General features: G+C 46.2%; 17 protein-coding genes and 1 pseudogene. 7 read left to right on the top strand and 11 right to left on the bottom strand.

The window, feature by feature from the left end:
* Window position 1 precedes the first annotated feature (1 nt).
* The 6 genes from RWY97_RS02745 to RWY97_RS02720 all read left to right on the top strand — a co-directional run bounded on the left by RWY97_RS02745 (window position 2) and on the right by RWY97_RS02720 (window position 5,943).
* The gene (locus RWY97_RS02745; RefSeq protein ID WP_273177619.1) at window positions 2-421 is read left to right on the top strand and encodes an HU family DNA-binding protein; all 420 of its coding nucleotides are present in this window, start codon (window positions 2-4) and stop codon (window positions 419-421) included.
* Between the two features lie 138 nt (window positions 422-559).
* Window positions 560-2,059: a hypothetical protein gene (locus RWY97_RS02740; protein ID WP_315565385.1), complete on the top strand. Its 1,500-nt coding sequence runs from the start codon at window positions 560-562 to the stop codon at window positions 2,057-2,059.
* Between the two features lie 93 nt (window positions 2,060-2,152).
* Window positions 2,153-2,707 (top strand): hypothetical protein, encoded by a 555-nt coding sequence (locus RWY97_RS02735; protein ID WP_315565384.1) that lies wholly within the window; start codon window positions 2,153-2,155, stop codon window positions 2,705-2,707.
* Between the two features lie 310 nt (window positions 2,708-3,017).
* Window positions 3,018-4,151 carry a DNA polymerase III subunit gene (locus RWY97_RS02730; protein WP_315565383.1) on the top strand — a complete coding sequence of 378 codons (1,134 nt, stop codon included), beginning with the start codon at window positions 3,018-3,020 and terminating at the stop codon, window positions 4,149-4,151.
* 6 nt (window positions 4,152-4,157) lie between these two features.
* Window positions 4,158-5,483, top strand: coding sequence for a PSP1 domain-containing protein (locus RWY97_RS02725; RefSeq protein ID WP_315565382.1), 1,326 nt, complete (start codon window positions 4,158-4,160; stop codon window positions 5,481-5,483).
* Between the two features lie 4 nt (window positions 5,484-5,487).
* On the top strand, window positions 5,488-5,943 hold the full coding sequence (locus tag RWY97_RS02720) for a gliding motility lipoprotein GldH (RefSeq protein ID WP_315565380.1): 456 nt from the start codon (window positions 5,488-5,490) through the stop codon (window positions 5,941-5,943).
* A gap of 96 nt (window positions 5,944-6,039) precedes the next feature.
* On the opposite strand, the gene rodA is transcribed toward RWY97_RS02720, so the two are convergent.
* The 6 genes from rodA to RWY97_RS02690 are packed head-to-tail and all read right to left on the bottom strand — an operon-like array spanning window position 6,040 to window position 12,374.
* Window positions 6,040-7,509, bottom strand: coding sequence for a rod shape-determining protein RodA (rodA, locus tag RWY97_RS02715; protein ID WP_315565378.1), 1,470 nt, complete (start codon window positions 7,507-7,509; stop codon window positions 6,040-6,042).
* Window positions 7,490-9,340 carry a penicillin-binding protein 2 gene (mrdA, locus tag RWY97_RS02710; protein ID WP_021584500.1) on the bottom strand — a complete coding sequence of 617 codons (1,851 nt, stop codon included), beginning with the start codon at window positions 9,338-9,340 and terminating at the stop codon, window positions 7,490-7,492. The genes rodA and mrdA overlap by 20 nt, the downstream gene beginning before the upstream one ends.
* Window positions 9,340-9,843 carry a rod shape-determining protein MreD gene (mreD, locus tag RWY97_RS02705; protein WP_024991980.1) on the bottom strand — a complete coding sequence of 168 codons (504 nt, stop codon included), beginning with the start codon at window positions 9,841-9,843 and terminating at the stop codon, window positions 9,340-9,342. Before mreD ends, mrdA begins: the two co-directional genes overlap by 1 nt.
* A gap of 11 nt (window positions 9,844-9,854) precedes the next feature.
* Complete coding sequence (mreC, locus tag RWY97_RS02700; RefSeq protein WP_315565374.1) at window positions 9,855-10,718, bottom strand: rod shape-determining protein MreC; 864 nt, start codon at window positions 10,716-10,718, stop codon at window positions 9,855-9,857.
* A 4-nt stretch (window positions 10,719-10,722) separates the two neighbouring features.
* Complete coding sequence (locus RWY97_RS02695; protein ID WP_021584601.1) at window positions 10,723-11,745, bottom strand: rod shape-determining protein; 1,023 nt, start codon at window positions 11,743-11,745, stop codon at window positions 10,723-10,725.
* A 35-nt stretch (window positions 11,746-11,780) separates the two neighbouring features.
* Window positions 11,781-12,374, bottom strand: a complete 594-nt coding sequence (locus RWY97_RS02690) for an IMP cyclohydrolase (protein ID WP_315565371.1) — start codon at window positions 12,372-12,374, stop codon at window positions 11,781-11,783.
* A gap of 502 nt (window positions 12,375-12,876) precedes the next feature.
* Between RWY97_RS02690 and RWY97_RS02685 the strand changes: the two genes are divergently transcribed.
* Entirely contained in the window at window positions 12,877-13,401 is a 525-nt protein-coding gene (locus RWY97_RS02685; RefSeq protein ID WP_315565370.1) for a ferritin, read from the top strand.
* 157 nt (window positions 13,402-13,558) lie between these two features.
* Here RWY97_RS02685 and RWY97_RS02680 read toward each other — a convergent pair whose 3' ends face one another.
* From RWY97_RS02680 to RWY97_RS02660, 5 genes and pseudogenes are all read right to left on the bottom strand, one after another.
* Window positions 13,559-14,569, bottom strand: coding sequence for a class II fructose-bisphosphate aldolase (locus tag RWY97_RS02680; RefSeq protein ID WP_021584607.1), 1,011 nt, complete (start codon window positions 14,567-14,569; stop codon window positions 13,559-13,561).
* Between the two features lie 121 nt (window positions 14,570-14,690).
* Window positions 14,691-15,938, bottom strand: a complete 1,248-nt coding sequence (locus tag RWY97_RS02675) for a sugar MFS transporter (protein WP_315565447.1) — start codon at window positions 15,936-15,938, stop codon at window positions 14,691-14,693.
* Window positions 15,939-15,965: 27 nt separating this feature from the next.
* Window positions 15,966-16,166 (bottom strand): annotated as a pseudogene (locus tag RWY97_RS02670) (aquaporin); the annotation flags it as partial.
* A gap of 732 nt (window positions 16,167-16,898) precedes the next feature.
* Window positions 16,899-17,552 (bottom strand): hypothetical protein, encoded by a 654-nt coding sequence (locus tag RWY97_RS02665; protein WP_021584554.1) that lies wholly within the window; start codon window positions 17,550-17,552, stop codon window positions 16,899-16,901.
* A 115-nt stretch (window positions 17,553-17,667) separates the two neighbouring features.
* On the bottom strand, window positions 17,668-19,449 hold the full coding sequence (locus tag RWY97_RS02660) for a MutS-related protein (RefSeq protein ID WP_315565368.1): 1,782 nt from the start codon (window positions 19,447-19,449) through the stop codon (window positions 17,668-17,670).
* Between the last annotated feature and the right edge of the window lies 1 nt (window position 19,450).

The raw sequence follows: 19,450 nt of genomic DNA, 5'->3' as shown, positions 1-19,450 counted from the left end.
TATGATAGAATTTGAAGTAAAATCAAGGAAACTCAACATCGGCAAGCGCAAGGGACAGACGGTTTATTTCGCTTCGCCCAAGTCGAACCAACACCTGACCAATAAGATGGTGGTAGACCGCATCGTGCGCGAGACCTCGCTCTCAGCCGGCGACGTGTCCAACGCGCTCATCTCGCTCGGCGCCATCGTGCGCGACGCTCTGCTACTGGGCTCAAGCGTCGATCTGGCTGACCTCGGTTCATTCCGTGTCGTCGTCCCGCCGAAGATGATAGATAAGGAAATCGACGTTACCGCCGAGACGCTCAAGTCGCCCAAAATCGTCTTCACGCCTAAGATGCAGATGCGCGCAGCCGCCAAGGCCGTGGAGCTGAGCGTGGACAACCCCAAGCGCAAGAAGAAAGAAACGATGCCCAAACCGTGAGGAGGATGAGAAAGAGTTGACGAGTTTTTTCTCGTTAACTTGTTTACTCGTCCACTCGTTTACAAGTTAAACCTAAACGCCCAAGCCCCCACACGGCGTTCCCTCCCCCAGGGGGAGGGTCATCAGGGGGGCACCTTTATGATGAACAAACCATTACTCAGAAACATCTACACCACGATAGCCGCACTCTTCATCGCTATGTTTGCACTGCCGCAGCAGGTGCAGGCGCAGAAGTCGGAAATGTCAATGAGGCTTTGCGGAAAGGTGTACTACGCTGACGCCACCATCCCCCTCGGCGGCGGTACGGCAAAGTGGAACCAAGCCACCACCACGCTCACCCTCAACAACGTCAAGGTGAAAAACCAGGACGACAGTTTCCTCCATTGCAACAATATTCCCAAACTCAAGATCGTACTCGTGGGCAAAAACACCGTGAGCACGAAGTGGCAGACACTCTATTGGGAGAATGGCAACGTAGAGATTTCGGGCACAGGCTCGCTCACGGCACGCAGCGAAGCCAATGCTGCCATAACAAATGGAAGCAAGCCCTGCACGCTAACCATCAAAGACTGCACGCTCGATGTGCAGGGAAAGGATTATAGTATCATCGGATATCACAATGGAGAAAATACGGAGATCCTGACCCTTGTGGTGGACAACGCCACGGTCAAGGTGAAAGGCGCCACCGGCGGCTGGGGCTGGAAGTGCTCAGGCATAGGCTATCTCAAACACTACTATCTGAAAAACTGCTATGTCAGCACGCCCGGTGTGAAGTTCGGCAAGACATACGAACACAACTACTACGAGTTCGTCGGCACAGACGGCGACACCTACTATGGCGAAGTAACCATCAAACCCGCAACCACTTACAACCTCTGGATTGCCGGCACGCAGATAAGCTCGGGCAACTGCGCCGACCTCAGCACCATCCCCGGCATATCGGGTAAGGCAAGCTACAACTCCGAGACCAAGACACTCACCCTTAACAATGCCACCATCAATACGACCGCAGGGGGCAATGGCGGTATCGGGATTGAGAACGACATCAGTGGCCTGACGCTCCGCCTCATCGGCAAGAACACCATTACTGCCCAAAACAGCGGGAGTATACGAAATGGCCAGGCTGCGGCGTTCAACATCACAGGCGAGGGCAAACTCACAGTGAATGGATCAACGACGGCAAGCAATGAATACTACCGTTTCGGCTTTATCAACTATGGCACAGTTACCGTGAGCAATTGCGCCCTGGAAGTCGTCGGAGGAACGGACGGACTCTCGGAAGGCCATTGGAAGTTCGACCACTGCAACATCCGCGCCAAAGGCAGCGGTGCCGGAAGCCTCTGCAATATGTATGATACCCCCGAGTTCACCGGCTGCACAATCACAAGTCCCGCGGGAACATACTGGAAAAAGTACGATACCAATGTAGCCTACTCCCTCTTCGGCACAGACGATAAGATAGTAACTGACTGGGTGGTGATCACCAAGGATGCTACCAGCATCGAGGGCGTGAAAGCCGACGTGCCGCAGAAAAAGCGCGGCATCTATACCCTCGGCGGTGTGCGCCTGTCGGGTGAACTGAAAGATCTGCCCAAGGGCGTGTACATTGTCGATGGTAAAAAAGTGGTGAAAAAGTAAGAACATTTCATAACCCCAAACGCCCACAGCCCCCGACACGGCGTTCTCGCACAAACACAAATCACGCGGGTCATCAGGGGGGCACAAGAATTTATGAGAACAAAAAAGTTTTTTGCAAGCGCAGCGAAAACAGCTTTCGCCCTTGCAGCAGCGATGATGATGAGCACCGCGTTTACCTCGTGCTCGAAAGACAATGACGACAAGCCCGAGCCAAAGTTCACCAACACCGTAACCATCGACGGCGTGGAGAAGCCCATCGTCAAGGCCGAATACGAAGACAAGCTCAACGGCAACTACGCTCTCTATCTTTACCTCTCGGCCGACGGTAAAGAAAGGGTGAGGTTTGAACTGAACAAAGACCTGCACATGAGCGGCAGCCCCGTAGACCTGACCAAAAGGGGAAAGGGGCAAGGCTTCGAATGCTATTGGATGGTAGAGTACTATAAGTCCGACGGCACTCAGCTCATCGATTCTTACGGCGCCCCCGGCGAGGATGACTACCCCGTCTTCACCACAGGAACGCTTACCGTGAGCGGCTCGTTCGACGGCACCATCAACATCAAACTCGAAAACGGCCGCGTGAAGGGCAAAGACGGCAAGGAACACACCCTCACCATCAGCTACAGCGGCAAGATAACGGGGTTGTAAACGCCCGCGCTGTACTCGATAGACAAGATTGATAGCATAAAAATCCCTCACCTGGCTTCTGCAAAGCGCTAAGACAGGTGAGGGAACTTTTTTGGGGGGGTATATGAGAAGTATACGACTACCGAGGCAGAAGTCGTATAGGGCTGGGGAAAAAGTATAGGAGGAGTCATCGACGATCATCGGGGGCTTGGATTGCACATTTATTGTATCATCCCAAGTATTTTATTCGCATTTTACAGTGCTTTTTCGTAACTTTGCAACGAAATGGCCCCGAATAGGAAAGAGAGAGGTAGCCTTTCAGAACAACAGGATGAGATTCAACGAAGTAATCGGACAGAAAGAGGCACAAAACCGACTGTTGCAAATGGTCGACGAGCAACGTATTCCACACGCGATATTGCTCTGCGGACCGTCGGGCTGCGGGAAAATGGCGCTTGCCCTGGCTTTCGCCTCATACCTCTTGGGTGAAAACGATAGCGAGCCGACACCACAAAAACGCAATGTAGAAGCAATGCTTCGCAACTGGGAGCATCCCGATCTGCACTTCACCTATCCCGTGATCAGACCGGCCGGCACTTCGAGCGAGCATAAAATGGTGAGCGGAGACTTCGCCCGGGAATGGCGCGAGATACTGATGAAAGGGCCATATTTCACAATGGACCAATGGCTCGACTGTATGAAAGCTGCCAATCAGCAAGCACAGATCGGTGCGGGAGAGAGCGATGAACTGATGCGTAAACTGAGTTTGAAGTCGAGTCAGGGCGGATTTAAAGTCAGTATCATCTGGTTACCCGAACGAATGAACGCAGAGTGTGCCAACAAGCTACTCAAACTGTTGGAAGAACCACCACATCAGACGGTGTTTCTGCTGATTTGCGAAGCGCCGGAACTGCTCCTCGACACCATTCGCAGCCGCACCCAGCGCATCGATATACACCGAATTGCCGAAGCTGACATAGAAGAAGCCCTTGTCACACGGCGCGGCATCGACGCCGAACCAGCCCGTTGCATCGCACGAGTGGCTAACGGCAGCTGGCTGAAAGCCCTCGAAACGTTAGACGCCGACAACGAGAACCGCCGGTTTCTTGATATATTCATCTCGCTGATGCGCCTCTCTTATCAGCGTAATGTACACGAGTTGAAAACGTGGAGCGAAACGGTTGCAGGCTTCGGAAGAGAGAAACAGCGGCGTATGCTGTCGTATTTTGCACGGATGATTCGCGAAAACTTCATTTATAATTTCGGCCTTTTCGACCTGAATTATATGACTGCCGACGAAGAGAATTTCTCTAAACGCTTCGCCCGTTTCATCAACGAGGCCAACGTAATAGAGATTTCCGAACTGTTGACGAAGACTCAGCGCGACATCGGGCAGAATGCAAATGCCAAGATCGTGTTCTTCGATTTGGCGCTGAAAATGATCGTATTAATTATGAGAAAATAATGACCTATGAAATATGAAGATTTGAATTACAAGATATGCAGCGATTGCGACCGCGGACTGTGCCATTGTGCCTGTGGACGACAAGATCGCCAACTCAATACATACGACTGGCTGGCAGACGTTCCAGGTAATCCTTACAGCACCGATTTGGTGGAAGTTCAGTTCAAGAACACCCGTAAAGGATACTATCACAATGTGAATAACCTTGACCTGCACAAAGGTGACACCGTAGCTGTCGAAGCTAATCCGGGTCACGACATCGGTGTGGTGACACTCACGGGGCGCCTCGTGAAGTTACAGATAAAGAAAGCAAACCTGAAATCGTCGGATGAGATACGACGTATATATCGTATTGCCAAGCAGGTGGACATCGATAAATACACCGAGGCCAAAAGCAGAGAACATGGCACAATGATTCAGAGTAGGCAAATAGCTAAGGAACTCGGACTGCAAATGAAGATCGGAGACGTGGAATATCAAGGCGACGGCAACAAGGCCATCTTTTATTACATTGCCGACGATCGCGTAGACTTCCGGCAACTGATCAAGATCTTGGCCGAGACGTTTCATATCCGTATCGAAATGAAACAGATCGGAGCACGACAGGAGGCTGGCCGTATTGGCGGTACAGGTCCGTGCGGCCGCGAACTCTGTTGTGCCACTTGGATGAAGAATTTTTCCAGTGTCAGCACCAATGCCGCCCGCTTTCAGGACATCTCTCTCAATCCTCAGAAATTGGCGGGTATGTGTGCCAAGCTCAAGTGCTGCCTTAACTACGAAGTTGACAGTTATGTGGAAGCGAGTAGGAAACTGCCCGGCAAGGAGATTATCTTACAGACACAAGACAGCGATTATTATTATTTCAAGGCAGACGTGTTATCGGGACAGGTAACCTATTCTACCGATAAGAACCTCGCAGCCAACCTCGAAACGATCACAGCAGTACGTGCCAACGAGATTATCGGACTCAATCGGCAAGGCGAAAAGCCACTCACGCTTTTGGCGGATGGCAAACAAAAGGTTCAGAAAAAGTCTGTCGATCTGCTGGCCAATGCCGACATCAGTCGCTTCGACAAGTCTAAACAAAACAGGAAAAAAGACAATACACGACGGAATAAGCGTAAAGCAGAAGGCGAGAAACTGACAGGCGGAGAACAAAAGGATGGCAATCGTAAACCTAACAACCGTCCTCGGGAAAACAGCGAGTCAGCAACAGGGAACAGGCGGCCGGATTCGGGCAGACAAACACGCAATAATGGTAATCCCAATCGGCGTAACAATAATGCAAATAGAGATCAAAAAACCGATACGCAACCGAGAAATGCAGAGTAAGCCAATGAGAAAGGGGATTCTTACATCATTCGCAATACTGGCGATACTCACTGCTGCATGCGGCAACAAGGTGTATGATCGATATGCCCATACGCCAGTTGCCGGTTGGGAGAAAAACGACACACTCTCGTTCGCCGTTCCCCGAGTCGCTATTGCAGGCGTTTACGGTATCAATGTGGCGTTGCGCACGAACGGTGCTTACCCTTTTCAAGCGCTGACACTTATCGTCGAACAGCATATCCTGCCGGCAAAGCGTATGAAAACAGATACGATAAACTGTGTGCTCACCGATCGAGACGGCAAGGCAAAAGGGCAAGGCATCAGCTACTATCAATACCGATTCCACGCCAGCAATCTGCATCTCTCTCCTGGCGACAGTCTCTTCATCACTGTCCGACACGATATGAAACGCGAAGTCTTACCCGGCATCAGCGATATCGGGGTGATAATTGAAAACTGAGAGTGATTTTTACTGATTTGAACTTATCGTACCCCTACGCCGAATCCGTTTCGTCGATTTGAAGCTTTCCCAATATTATTAGGAAATATCGTTTTTCTATTTCCTGATCATTCCTCTTCCCGCATCAATACGCAGGAAGATGAACAACAACAGAGTGAATCCCCACAATGAGGATCCACCATAACTGAAAAAGGGCAAGGGAATACCAATAACAGGAGTGAGTCCGAGCACCATCCCCACATTAATAAAAACGTGAAACAGGAATATGCTCAATACGCAATAGCCATACACACGACCGAACTTGAAAGGCTGCCGTTCAGCTAAATAGATGAGCCGTAAGATCAAAGCAAGGAACAACAGCAGTACACCTGCCGAACCGACAAAGCCTTCCTCCTCGCCCACAGTACAAAAGATGAAGTCGGTATCTTGCTCGGGTACGAATTTGAGTTTGGTCTGTGTACCATTCAGGAATCCTTTTCCCCGCAGTCCTCCCGAACCAATGGCAATTTCGCTCTGATGCACATTATAGCCGGCACCGGAAAGATCTTCATCTAAGCCGAGCAAGACATTGATGCGGACACGCTGGTGAGGCTCCATCACATCATTCAAGACATAATCTGCGGAATAGAAAAAAGCTATCGAGCCAATAGCAAACAACGCAATATAGAAATAATTGGTCAAACGCGAACTGATACTCTGATAAACAAGGTAACCAATCAGCACAGCACTTACACCGAACTGTACCCACACAATGTCGAACGGAATAACATACTCGGAAAACAACAGAGCAATCAGCGTAATACCTATTGAGAAAGCTACTAAACGAAACGCCCGCTTCTTATTGTTACAATAGACATAGACCATCGCTGCTAAAAAGAGTTGCACCAAAAGCAAGACGACGAACTTTCCGATCGAAGTGGGAGTATCGCCAAGGAAAACTTGCTCGTATTTGATACCTGCCACGAAATAGATGACCATTGCAACACCTGTAAAGAGGATACTTCCCGGCATTCCTTCACGATAAAACATCAGGAAAAAAGCCAGATAAACAAGTGCTGAACCAGTCTCTCGTTGCGCCACAATGAAGAGCATCGGCAGCAACACGACACCGCACGCTGCGGCGAAATGTTTCCATCGATGGATGTTGAAACCATAGGTGCTCATCAGCTTTGCTACGGCTAAGGCCGTAGCAAACTTGGCAAACTCGGCCGGTTGCAATCGGAGCGAGCCCAACACGAGCCAGGAACGCGAGCCTTTGATTTCGTGCGGGTTGAAGATAGTGGCAAAAAGCAACAGCAGCAGCAAGACATAAATGACATAAGAAAAGGTGTCGTAAAATCTGTCATCGAGCATCAGTAAAACGAATCCCAAACAGACGGACGTGCCAATCCACACGATCTGCATTCCCGAACGCGTGCCGAGACTGAAAATATCGGTGTCGCCGTATGTATAACTTGCTCCGCAAACACTGACCCATCCGAAGATGAGCAACAACAGATAGATGGCTATCGTCCACCAGTCGAGCGATGCAAGCACACTGTGCGGTTTATCTATTCCTCGCTCCATACGCAATTCTTCGTCGTTGAAAGTCTGCCGCACGCTTTTCAGAAGCGGCAGAGAGTTTACCTTTTATATATTGTTCCATCATCAAAGAGCCGATAGGAACACCATAGTCAGCACCGAAACCACCATTCTCCACATATACAGCGATAGCGATCCGAGGCTTCTCCATCGGGGCAAATCCCATAAAAACAGAATGGTCCTGTCCACGGTTTTGCGCTGTTCCTGTCTTTCCACAGACGAGATAATCAGCACGATTAGCCTCTTTACACGTTCCCTTAATTACTGATGAACGCATTCCGGCTACGATATAGTCGTAAGCACGTCGACTTGCTCGGGTGTAATGCCTACGCGTGAACACAGTATCCAAGGGCTCGTCTTGCACTTTCCGCACCACGTGAGGCACATAATAATAGCCGCGATTGGCGATAGTAGCTCCGAGATTGGCTATCTGCAACGGCGTAAGATTGACTTCACCCTGTCCGATAGCAATACTAATAACAGTCAGTCCGTTCCAAGACCCGTGATAAGCCTTATCATAAAATGTGGCATTGGGTATCAATCCGCGTTTCTCTCCGGGTAAATCGATGCCGAGCTTGTAACCGAATCCCATACTAACCATATAATCACGCCACGTATTCATCGCCCTCTCCACATTCCTATATTTACGTCGGTTGGACATCATATAATACAATCCCCAACAAAAATAAGCATTGCAGGAGGTACTGATGGCTTCAACCAAATTAATCGGCGAAGCGTGTCCGTGGCATCCCACGTGCAGACCGCGATAGAAAAAGCCGCGATGACAGGGGAACATCGTATATGGCGTAATGATTCCTTCGGACATATATGTCAAACCTTGAGAAGTTTTAAAGGTCGATCCGGGCGGATATTGCCCCATTATCGAGCGATTCAGCAAAGGTTTCCGAATATTGCGCGACAAGGTAAGATGATTCTTTCCACGTTGGCGCCCCACCATAACTCGCGGATCGTAAGTGGGTGACGAAACCATACACAGCACTTCACCGGTGGATGGTTCAATAGCGACGATACTACCGATTTTTCCTTCCATCAATCGCTCTCCAAGTGCCTGTAACTTAATGTCAAGACTTAACGTGAGGTCTTTCCCTGCAACTGGTCGGTGATCGAAGCGCCCGTTCTGATAGCTCCCTTGTATTCTTCCGTGAGCATCACGCAAAAGTATCTGCACACCTTTTTCTCCGCGGAGCAGCTTTTCATAAGATCGCTCGACACCCTGTTTACCGATATAATCGCCCGATTGATAATAATCATCCTCTTCAATATCACCTTCCGAGACCTCCGCTACATCTCCTAAAACGTGCGCAGCATAGGGATATTGATACTGACGCACACTGCGCTTCTGTATATAAAAGCCCGGAAAACGAAACATCTTCTCTCGGAAAATACTGAAAACCTTGTCGGGGAGCTGACTCATAAACTGCTGTTGGGTGAAACGAGAGTATCCGGGATTTTTTGATCTGTCCTTGATATCATTCATTCTTTTGATAAAGAATTCCTTGGTTATGCCCAAAGCATCACAAAACTCAGCAGTATCAAGCCGACCATTCTCTTCATTCATCACCACCATTATGTCGTAAGCAGGTTGATTGTAAACCAGCAATTTACCGCTGCGATCAGTAATAATGCCACGTGAGGGATATTCTATTTTCTTTTGAAAGGCATTACTGTCCGCATTCTTCTTGTAGTCGTCGCTCATCAGTTGCAGCGTAAAGAGTCGCACAATATAAATGACCACGATTGCCACAGCCACTCCACCGATTACCAAACGACGATTTTCAAGATTAAAATCCTTCATTAATTGCGTTCCCTCATATTCTCAATCACCAAAATCAAGATAACGGTAAGAACCGTACTTCCGCCTACACACGCTATCCATTGCTGCCAATTGAAAAAGCTGAATGTCTCAAACGTGAAGAATAACAAACAGTAAATCATGACTGAAAGGATGGTATAATAAACAAACTTTGCTACTCCCAGCGATTTCATCGTGGGCTTGAAATCGTCCGAATTATCGCGGGAAACGAACAGCATCAGCAAATAAGGCTGAATGAGTCCCATAAAAGTCATTGACAAAGTTGCCACACCAGGCGTATTGGAAAATATATCCACAAAGAGTCCCGTTAGAAAACACCACATCAAAATACCAGTCCGAGGATAATCACGGCGAAACAACAATACGATGTAAACATAAAGGAGCGGAGTCGCACAATTGAAAAGATGGATGTGATTTAATACCAACACTTGTACCAACAAGAGGAGAATAAACCCTAATAACCTTTTGATTAAATTCAAATTCATAGCTGTCTCCTTTACTGTTGCTTAGAAGTTAACGAATCTTGAGCAGCTCTCAATAATTGCAAACGTTCTTCCATCGGTGCATTGTCAATAACACACACATCACGAAGTTTCCCGAAATCGGTAGACAACTGTACTTTTAATCGATAAGATAGACCATCGGCGGAATTATAAACGTGCTTGATCGTACCCACTAAGATGCCCGGCGGAAAAATCGAAGAATAACCACTGGTAACCACCTTTTCATACAGTTTGAAGTGCGCGTGCCGGGGAATGTCATCAACATAAGCCATATCGACAGCACCGCCGGCCCAATGCAAAACTCCGAAATAGTCCCGGCCCTGAATGGCACAACCGATATTCGACTGCAAACTAAGCACAGGAATCACTACAGAATAATGCGTCGATACCATATAGACAATGCCCACGACACCACTTCCGCAAGCTACTCCCATATCTTTATGAACTCCGTCGGCCGCTCCTTTGTCTATGGTGATAAAGTTATCGGCCTTATTAACGGTGTTGCTCACTACCTTAGCAGGTATCAGTCGGTATTGTTTGAGCACAGACAGCTGACTTTGAGACAATGCCACACTATCTCTTCCCGTCTTTACAAGGGAATCTGAAAGAATTCGTACTTGCTGTTCAAGATACAAATTGCGCCGCGTCAGTTCTTCATTTACTCCGCGCAGTGAAAAAAAAGCTGCTGCTTCGGAACTCCATCCATACAATTTGCCGCTCACGACATTAGCTGAAGAAAACCATACACTGCCCTGATAGTTGTTGTATTGGAACAACAATACCAGACCAATCACTTCGAGGATGATGAAAACGAACCAATGATTGTATTTTGCAAGAAACTCCAAGAGATTCCGCATAGCCCTATCTCATCAGGAACGAGAAACGATCTACGTTTTTTAAAGCTATGCCGGCACCTTTCGCCACACTGTGCAACGGATCTTCGGCAATATGGAACGGGATATTGATCTTATCCTGCAAGCGACGGTCCAAACCTCGAAGCAATGCTCCGCCACCACTAAGATAGATGCCGTTCTTCACAATATCAGCATAAAGTTCGGGCGGCGTATTCTCCAAAGCAGACAAAACGGCATTCTCTATCTTAGCAACCGTCTTGTCAAGACAATGTGCAATCTCTTGATAACAAACCGGAACCTCCATCGGAAGAGCCGTAATACGGTTCGGTCCATGCACGATGTAATCCTCGGGAGCTTCTTCTCCAAGATCAGTCAGTGCCGATCCCACATGTATCTTGATACGTTCGGCCATTCGCTCACTCACCTTCACATTATGCTGACGACTCATATACTCCTGAATATCAGCTGTAAGATCATCGCCGGCAACACGAATCGAATTGTTGGAAACGATTCCGCCCAAAGAGATTACAGCAATCTCGGTACTTCCACCGCCGATATCGACTATCATATTACCCTCCGGAGCCTCAACATCTATGCCGATACCAATAGCTGCAGCCATTGGTTCAAAAATCAGATAAACGTCGCGACCGTCGGCGTGTTCGGCCGAATCACGCACGGCACGAAGCTCTACTTCAGTACTTCCCGATGGCACTCCGATGACCATTCGCAGCGACGGAGAAAACAAACGACTCCCAGTGTGTACCATTCTGATCAATCCGCGCATCATTTGTTCGCACGCCGTAAAGTCAGCTATCACTCCGTCACGCAGCGGACGGATCGTTCGGATGTTGTCGTGAGTCTTCTCATACATCATCTTTGCCTTCTCCCCGACAGCTATCATCTTGTCCGTACGGCGATCAAGGGCTACGACCGACGGCTCATCCACCACGATTTTATCATCGCTGATGATGATGGTATTAGCCGTTCCGAGGTCCATTGCAATTTCCTGAACAAACGAAAAAAATCCCATTTCTTAGTCTTTTGAATTATAGCGATAAATATTTCTTATTCGGCAAACCACGTGTGAATAGCCATATCATAACGACTGCTCACACCAAATGCACGCGCTGCCAGCATTTTCCGATCTTCAATATCGGTCTGTGCACCTTTTTCGTTCAGCAGATCGAGCAATACGCGATAGTCGGCTTTACTCGGAACGATAACCACATCATTGAAATTCTTAGCACCAGCACGTATCAGTGAGATACCGCCAATGTCTATTTTCTCAATAATTTCGGTCTCTGATGCGTCTTCAGCCACAGTCTGCTCAAACGGATACAGGTCTACAATAACCAGATCAATGGCCGGAATCTCATACTGTTTCATCTGCTCCTGATCACCGTCATCGTCCCGCCGAGCTAATATTCCACCGAAAATCTTCGGGTGCAAAGTTTTCACTCGACCACCTAAAATCGATGGATAAGAAGTCAAACTCTCAACCGCTTGACACGAATATCCCAATGATTCAATGAACTTCTGCGTACCACCGGTTGACAAAAAGTGCACACCTTCGGCACTCAATTTGGCAAGTAATTCCTCCAAGCCATCCTTATGATAAACGGAAATAAGGGCCGTTTTGATTTGTTTGATCCCAGACATACGTTTTCGTACTTATATATAATGAGATTGCAAAGTTAAGAAAATCTGTTGACTTCACACGATCTTCGAATGTAAAAAAACATAATTGCAGCCTTGAAATCAGTTTGACTCCTCAAAAAACGTATAGATTCCCTTTATAAGTCTTCACTTCCATCCTATTGATAGCACACCCTCTCCTACCCTTTTACAACTTCAAGGTATCTTCATCAATTATAGTCAGTATTGCGAACAAATACTTAAATTATTAATATATATATCATTCGTACTCAAAATTTATAATTTATCCGATATTTATTGAAGCATATATCTTCATTGGAAATGAATATTTGATTTCGTTAATTCAATTTCTTCAAATAACGAATAATGGTTAATTATATTTTTAATTACTGTATTCGCAGAAAAATCAAGATATTTTCTCTAATAACGAAGATACACTATCAGAAGTTTTTTCGTACCTTTGTACAAATCAAAACAGAAACAAACACTTAAAAACAAAAACATTATGCTAAAGAAAAAAATTGAAGATGCACTCAACGTACAAATCAATGCAGAGATGTGGTCGGCATATCTCTACTTATCGATGGCCGCTTATTGCCACGCACAAGGTCAACCGGGAATGGGCCGTTGGTTTGAAGTCCAGTTCAAAGAAGAGCAGGATCATGCCAAGATTTTATTTAACTACATTATCTCCCGCAATGGAAAGGTAGAACTGAAACCTATTAATGCTGTTCCGACAGAATGGAACTCGCTACTCAATCTATTTGAAAGCACATTACATCACGAGCAGAAAGTGACTGATATGATCAATGACTTGTTCGCTCTTACGAGTGCAGAAAAAGACTATGCAACGCAGAGTATGTTGCAGTGGTTTATCGATGAGCAAGTCGAAGAAGAAGAAAATGCCAAGACGATTATCGATAATTTGAAGATGATTAAAGATAACGGCTACGGCATTTATATGCTTGACAAAGAATTAGGAGCTCGCAAATATTCGCAGGCTGCACAATTATCAGAGGCCGACGCCTAATTCTCGTTAGAGAAACAAGAGTCGCCCCGATCATTATTCGCTGCCGATCTGAGCGACTTTTATATACAGATACATAATAGCTAACAATAAAAAAAGCAGAGGATCATTGTTATGAATCCTCTGCTTTTTCATAATATGTCAAACTAAAATGTATCTCTTAGTCTAATTGAGCCAGTTTATTGTCAGAGCCAAGCACATCAATGATCTTATGTTTGTATAGTTCTGTCATCAGATCGCGTGCTGGACCGCAGTATTTACGCGGGTCGAACTCGCCCGGTTTCTCGTTGAACACCTTGCGGACAGCTGCCGTAAAGGCCAGACGAGAATCTGAGTCGATATTAATTTTGCATACAGCACTCTTGGAAGCCTTGCGGAGTTGTTCTTCGGGAATACCTACTGCATCGGGCAACTTACCGCCATTCTCATTGATAATCTTCACATATTCCTGTGGAACGGATGAAGAACCGTGGAGCACGATAGGGAATCCAGGCAACTTCTTCATAATCTCATCAAGCACGTCGAATGCCAATGGAGGCGGAATCAGCAGACCAGTCTTCGGGTCGCGGGTGCACTGTTCCGGGGTAAACTTATAAGCACCGTGGGATGTTCCGATGGAAATAGCCAACGAATCAACGCCTGTCTTGCTGGTGAAGTCGATCACTTCTTCCGGCTTTGTGTAATGAGATACTTCCGCAACAACCTCATCTTCTACGCCTGCAAGCACACCTAACTCGCCTTCTACGGTCACATCGAATTGGTGCGCATAGTCAACCACTTTCTTGGTCAGGGCTACATTCTCATCATAAGGCAGCGAAGAACCATCGATCATCACCGAAGAGAAACCGTAATCGATACAACTCTTACAAGTCTCGAACGTATCTCCATGATCCAAATGCAGAACAATCTCAGGATGTTTGCACCCCAACTCTTTTGCGTACTCAACGGCTCCCTGAGCCATATAGCGCAAAAGTGTCTGGTTAGCATAATTCCGAGCGCCCTTGGAAACTTGCAAAATAACTGGCGATTTCAGGTCAGAAGAAGCCTTGATAATGGCCTGCAACTGCTCCATATTATTGAAGTTGAATGCCGGAATAGCATAACCGCCGTTGATGGCTCGCTTAAACATCTCACGAGTATTTACCAAGCCTAATGATTTGTAATCTACCATAATTTATTAATTTATTTGAAAAGCCTGAATCTAATCGCGTGCAAAATTAACACATTAATTTGTCAATGCAAAGTAATAGCAGAGTTTTTAATATGCCGATGAGGTTAAATCTATTAACAATTCAATATTTGTCAACCGGGCTTTGCATTTTAGCGCTTTTCAAGTACCGCTTTATTTTATACAAACAGACGGCATAAGCCAAAACTATCATATATCCGAAGAATGGCAGGAGGAACGGAACCACTGGTCCGACGTGGTCTGCCACATAACCCATCAACAAGAAACCGCAGCCTCCGATAGGTGTCATCATCAGCAACGAAGACGCACTCTTGGTGAGATTTCCCAATCCCGACAAAGCCAAAGAGAAGATTGTAGGAAACATTATGGCCTCAAACAAATAGTTACCGATCAATGCCACCATCGAAATCGGGCCAAAATCATTCAACACTAAACCGATACACACCACGCAGCCAACCGCACAGCAGAGCAGTACAAGCCGTGCATCGATCTGCCGCATCATCCAACTACCTGCAAATCTACCCACCATAAAGAAAGCCAAAGCTATCGTCAATACCACCGAAGCCGTGTTATCATTCATCCATCCCTGGGCTGTTACAAAGTTGATAAAATAACTGTTGATAGATATTTCGGCCACTTCATAAGCAAGCAAAGCTATCAATCCAAAAACAAATAACTTGTGCCGCCACAGCCGAGCGAAGTTTCCGCTCATTTCATTCTCCTTTTCTTCTATTACAGGATGAGGTATTTCGGGCAGATTCACGCGTGAAAACACAAAGGCAATGATCAGTACCAACACCCCTAAAATCGTGTAAGGAACTGTCACATCACCACCGGTCCCCGTCTGCCGAAAGAAAAATTGCCCCACAACAAACGTTGCAAAGAGGCTTCCCAAACCGTTGAACGACTGCGAGAGATTGAGTCTGCTTGTGGCTGTAGCTCTGTCTCCCAACTCCGTTACATAGGGATTGGCAGCCGTTTCAAGAAAAGTGAGGCCGCAACCGATGATGAACAGGGCCCCCAGAAAGGCATAAAAGGTACCAATATAAGCACCGGGAATAAAGAGTAGAGCCCCCATTCCGAACAGCAACAGCCCGAAAACGACACCTCGTCGATAGCCGAATCGATTGATAAATAGTCCTGCCGGAATAGCCATCACAAAATATCCCCAATAGGTTGTAACTTGGATCAATGCCGATTGGGTAATCGTGATATGGATCTCGTTCTGCAAATGCTTATTCAGCACATCGAGAATGGCCCGTGCGAAGCCCCATAAGAAAAACAATATCGTTACCAACACAAATGGCACTACATATCGTTTATCGGTCAAAGCGGACTTAGAAGTATGCATCATCAAGTAAAAGCGGTTAATTTACAACGACATATGACATCCTGAAATACCGCCAATCGTATAAACCATAGCTACTACTGAAAGGCTGAAAACCATTGCCGTGCCGATAACCGTGCTTACATTGGCCACATCTGTACAGTCAGAAGAACAATTCAGACTGACAGCTACGCTGCAACCTATCAACACCAGCACCATCGTACCGACTATTTCTGCTAAATATTTATTCATACTATCTTATCATCACTTAAACAAACGTGTTACCGAGGATGATTCATTCATCCACAGAATCTCATCCGAAATAACATAAACAGAATACAATGCCGATGCCCCACTTCTCGAGATATCGTCTATTTCACCGCAAAGGTAGTTTAAGTTTTTTGATGATCCAAATTTATTTCATAAAGAATCTATCCTTTGCTTTCACTTCATCATCTTTTAGGTCACAAAAAGTAACATTTAAAATAATTGAACTTGAAAGAGCGGAAAACAAAAATCAGATACAGTCTCTACTTACCTGATTATCAATAACATAAAAACGGTTTTACAAGTAACAGTTACTTGCATTGCGAAAAGCCGTCTATTGGCGTGTAAATAACGACTTTTCGCAACACGTTTAACAGTTAAACGCAACGCGACAAAGAACTAATGAGAACAAATACTATAATGAATTGATATACAGAACAATACAAATGCAATAACAAATTATCACCGTTCTCCGCTTCAAAAGAAGCAAAATTTATCTGTATTCATTTAATTCGGTCTTTCAAATACGTGTAAAAAAATGGGCCCCGCTGGGCCCGACCTTGTTAACCTTAAATCTAATACTATGAAAAACACGTTGCAAATATAGGTAACTTTTATAATAACTCCAAATATATAAGCAACAAACGTCCTATTTTTACATTTTATTTACAATAAAGTTCTTTATTTTAATATATATACACAGATAATCTGCTGTTTTCAAAAGCTACTGAATCGAATCGTAGCCCCATACCACGTCCGGCCTGTATCGACAAAAGATGAAAGCCTCTGACCATAAATTCGGCCGTGTCGATAGGCATAAAAGAAATCAAAGTAACCGTATTCCAATCCCAAAGAGACACGCAACGGATGTTTCTTTCGCTTAAAATCGTGATAGATTCCACCGCCGATAAAGGCGCCGGGAGAGAATCCCGTGAACAAGAGTTTGCCCCGATTGTGATTCTTTGAGTCACCGACATCACGATGAAGTTTCGCATAGTCAAACGGCAAAATATCCGCCATCAATGTTCCATCGACATAAAAGCCCGACTGAAACGCCACGGGAATGTTCCAAGTAGCGGTAAGTTTGCCCGCAAATCGATACACCGTAGAAGCATCCATAGAGTAACGAACTCCGTCTTCTACCTTTGTTCCACTTGCATCCAACCGCGACATCAGCCAAGTTACACCTACACCGATGAAGAGATTCTTCTTGATTTCCTTTTTCCCTAATATGGAAGCACCGAAGATACCATTATCACCTCGTTGTATATAAATACTTCCATCAGCCTCGACCCAAATCTTGTGTTGGGCGATTACGGGTGACGAGCAGAGCAAAAAGACTCCGACTATCATTACAAATCTATTGAACATATAAAAGACTTTTAGTTAAACTTCTCGCCATTCAGGTAATAAATCGTCACAAAGCTAATCATTTATACGAATAAAACAGAATAAATCTCTGAGAATTTCATTTCTGCCGATACGATCATACGTGATCTATCTCTTGCAGCATCTGCTCTAACAAGAACGTGGCATTCTGATTACGGGCCACGCCGGGAGTGATTTTGTAAGTGTAAGTGACGGCCGTTCCGAGTTCGATCTCAAAACAGTAGTTGTGGAAACGAGCCGGAAACGCATCGCTCATTTTGGATAATTCGAGGTCGTGTGTGGCAATAATGCCGCTCACGGGCAACTTAGCAACAGCTTGAAGAAACAGACGCGAGCCGTTGAGTTTATCCAACGAATTGGTGCCTTTCAGTATTTCGTCGAGAATAATCAATGTGCGAGACTGCCGTTGACAACTGTCGATGAGCTGTTTGAGCCGCAACAGCTCGGCATTGAAGTAAGAAATGCCGTGCGTAAGATCGTCGGTGGTTCGCATACTGCTGAACAATGAGAAACAAGAAACCCGCAAACGGTCGGCAAAAACCGGCATTCCGTTCCGGGCAAGCACGTAATTCACCCCGACAGAGCGTAGGAATGTGCTTTTGCCCGCCATATTCGCACCCGTTATCATATAATAGTTTCCATTACGTATAACGAAATTATTGCGTACGGCTTGTGGCCCGAGGAAGGGATGATACAGCCCTTCCGTCTCATAAACGATTTCATCCGATTCTACGATTTCACCCCACCCTGCCTCGGGATGATTATATCGGAATGTACCCATCGACACCCAAGCATCTATCGTACTCACGCTGTCAATCCAGTTATCAATCCGATTGAGATAGGCGGCCTGCCATTGCAAGAAACGACGAATGAGGAAAAAGTCACTCAGAAAGAATGCGTCTGCAAAGAACAAACCAAGTATATTGCTACGTCGGTCGAGTCCGTCGAGTACACGATCCAGCTGTTCAAACGATGCCATTGCTTCCGAAAGAGACGCAAAATGAACTGCTGCCCCTCGCGGAACATCTTTTTTGATAGCACAATGACGTATCATATCGATGTACTTTTTCAGTTGCGCGTGCAGCGTATTTACGTTTTTGGAGATGTCGCCGAGTGCTCGTTTAGTCAGTATAAATACAAAAAAGAACTGTAACAAGGCCCACCAAATCGGGATATCGGCACTTACCCGGCCCATTATTGCCAATAAGAGAGATACGAAAAGCCCTGTTATCAACGCATAGGCTGCAATCAAAAATGCCTTAGAACGAGCTTTTGGAACAATCTTCACGCGGCTTACGAGTCTCAGAATACGTTTCATCTCGGCAGTATCGATCTTCATTCGCTTACCAAGCGACATAAACACGGCCCGCCACGGTTCGTCTTCGGCAAAGGCATCGATGATTTCCGACCGGTCGTTTACATCCGAAAGCGACAGGTATCGGGCCAGACGATCGCTGCCACCCGAAGTTATTGTACGATTGATTCGGTTGAAAAGTGAATCGCGTCCGAATATATCAAGGTCGAAAGTGAACGCGTGATGTGGGTCTACATATCGTTCACCGGCATCGAAACACGTAAAATCGCCCCTGGCACCAGCCACCTCGTCCGTATAAACTGTACGCAAATCTTCCAACTGCTGCATTTTCTCACTCGTCTGAACATCCATCCGACGAATCACAATATATGCCGCTAACGACAACACCGACAGTGCCAATGTCCACGTACTGTCGGCAAGCACCGTGTAAAGTACGACAAAACCGATCATCGCCAAGAATGAAACGATTTCGCCGCCCACAAAAAAGCGGCTACGATTTCGTAACAAGGCAATCTCGCGTGTAAGGTCATCGATCCTGTTATTATAATAAGATATTCTTGTCATA

It is taken from the genome of Hoylesella pleuritidis, assembly GCF_963541955.1.
GTDB classification, from domain to species: domain Bacteria; phylum Bacteroidota; class Bacteroidia; order Bacteroidales; family Bacteroidaceae; genus Prevotella; species Prevotella pleuritidis.
The sequence above is the reverse complement of the archived record's forward strand: the minus strand, read 5'-3'. Positions and strand labels throughout refer to the sequence as shown.

Bases quoted from the DNA above. Each gene is read 5' to 3' on its own strand.
- RWY97_RS02740 (WP_315565385.1), top strand. From the start codon at position 560: ATGATGAACAAACCATTACTCAGAAACATCTACACCACGATAGCCGCA.
- RWY97_RS02675 (WP_315565447.1), bottom strand. From the start codon at position 15,938: ATGCATACTTCTAAGTCCGCTTTGACCGATAAACGATATGTAGTGCCA.
- RWY97_RS02725 (WP_315565382.1), top strand. From the start codon at position 4,158: ATGAAATATGAAGATTTGAATTACAAGATATGCAGCGATTGCGACCGC.
- RWY97_RS02730 (WP_315565383.1), top strand. From the start codon at position 3,018: ATGAGATTCAACGAAGTAATCGGACAGAAAGAGGCACAAAACCGACTG.
- RWY97_RS02680 (WP_021584607.1), bottom strand. From the start codon at position 14,569: ATGGTAGATTACAAATCATTAGGCTTGGTAAATACTCGTGAGATGTTT.
- mreC (WP_315565374.1), bottom strand. From the start codon at position 10,718: ATGCGGAATCTCTTGGAGTTTCTTGCAAAATACAATCATTGGTTCGTT.
- rodA (WP_315565378.1), bottom strand. From the start codon at position 7,509: ATGGAGCGAGGAATAGATAAACCGCACAGTGTGCTTGCATCGCTCGAC.
- RWY97_RS02695 (WP_021584601.1), bottom strand. From the start codon at position 11,745: ATGGGATTTTTTTCGTTTGTTCAGGAAATTGCAATGGACCTCGGAACG.
- RWY97_RS02735 (WP_315565384.1), top strand. From the start codon at position 2,153: ATGAGAACAAAAAAGTTTTTTGCAAGCGCAGCGAAAACAGCTTTCGCC.
- mrdA (WP_021584500.1), bottom strand. From the start codon at position 9,340: ATGAAGGATTTTAATCTTGAAAATCGTCGTTTGGTAATCGGTGGAGTG.
- RWY97_RS02745 (WP_273177619.1), top strand. From the start codon at position 2: ATGATAGAATTTGAAGTAAAATCAAGGAAACTCAACATCGGCAAGCGC.
- RWY97_RS02660 (WP_315565368.1), bottom strand. From the start codon at position 19,449: ATGACAAGAATATCTTATTATAATAACAGGATCGATGACCTTACACGC.
- RWY97_RS02665 (WP_021584554.1), bottom strand. From the start codon at position 17,552: ATGTTCAATAGATTTGTAATGATAGTCGGAGTCTTTTTGCTCTGCTCG.
- mreD (WP_024991980.1), bottom strand. From the start codon at position 9,843: ATGAATTTGAATTTAATCAAAAGGTTATTAGGGTTTATTCTCCTCTTG.
- RWY97_RS02685 (WP_315565370.1), top strand. From the start codon at position 12,877: ATGCTAAAGAAAAAAATTGAAGATGCACTCAACGTACAAATCAATGCA.
- RWY97_RS02690 (WP_315565371.1), bottom strand. From the start codon at position 12,374: ATGTCTGGGATCAAACAAATCAAAACGGCCCTTATTTCCGTTTATCAT.
- RWY97_RS02720 (WP_315565380.1), top strand. From the start codon at position 5,488: ATGAGAAAGGGGATTCTTACATCATTCGCAATACTGGCGATACTCACT.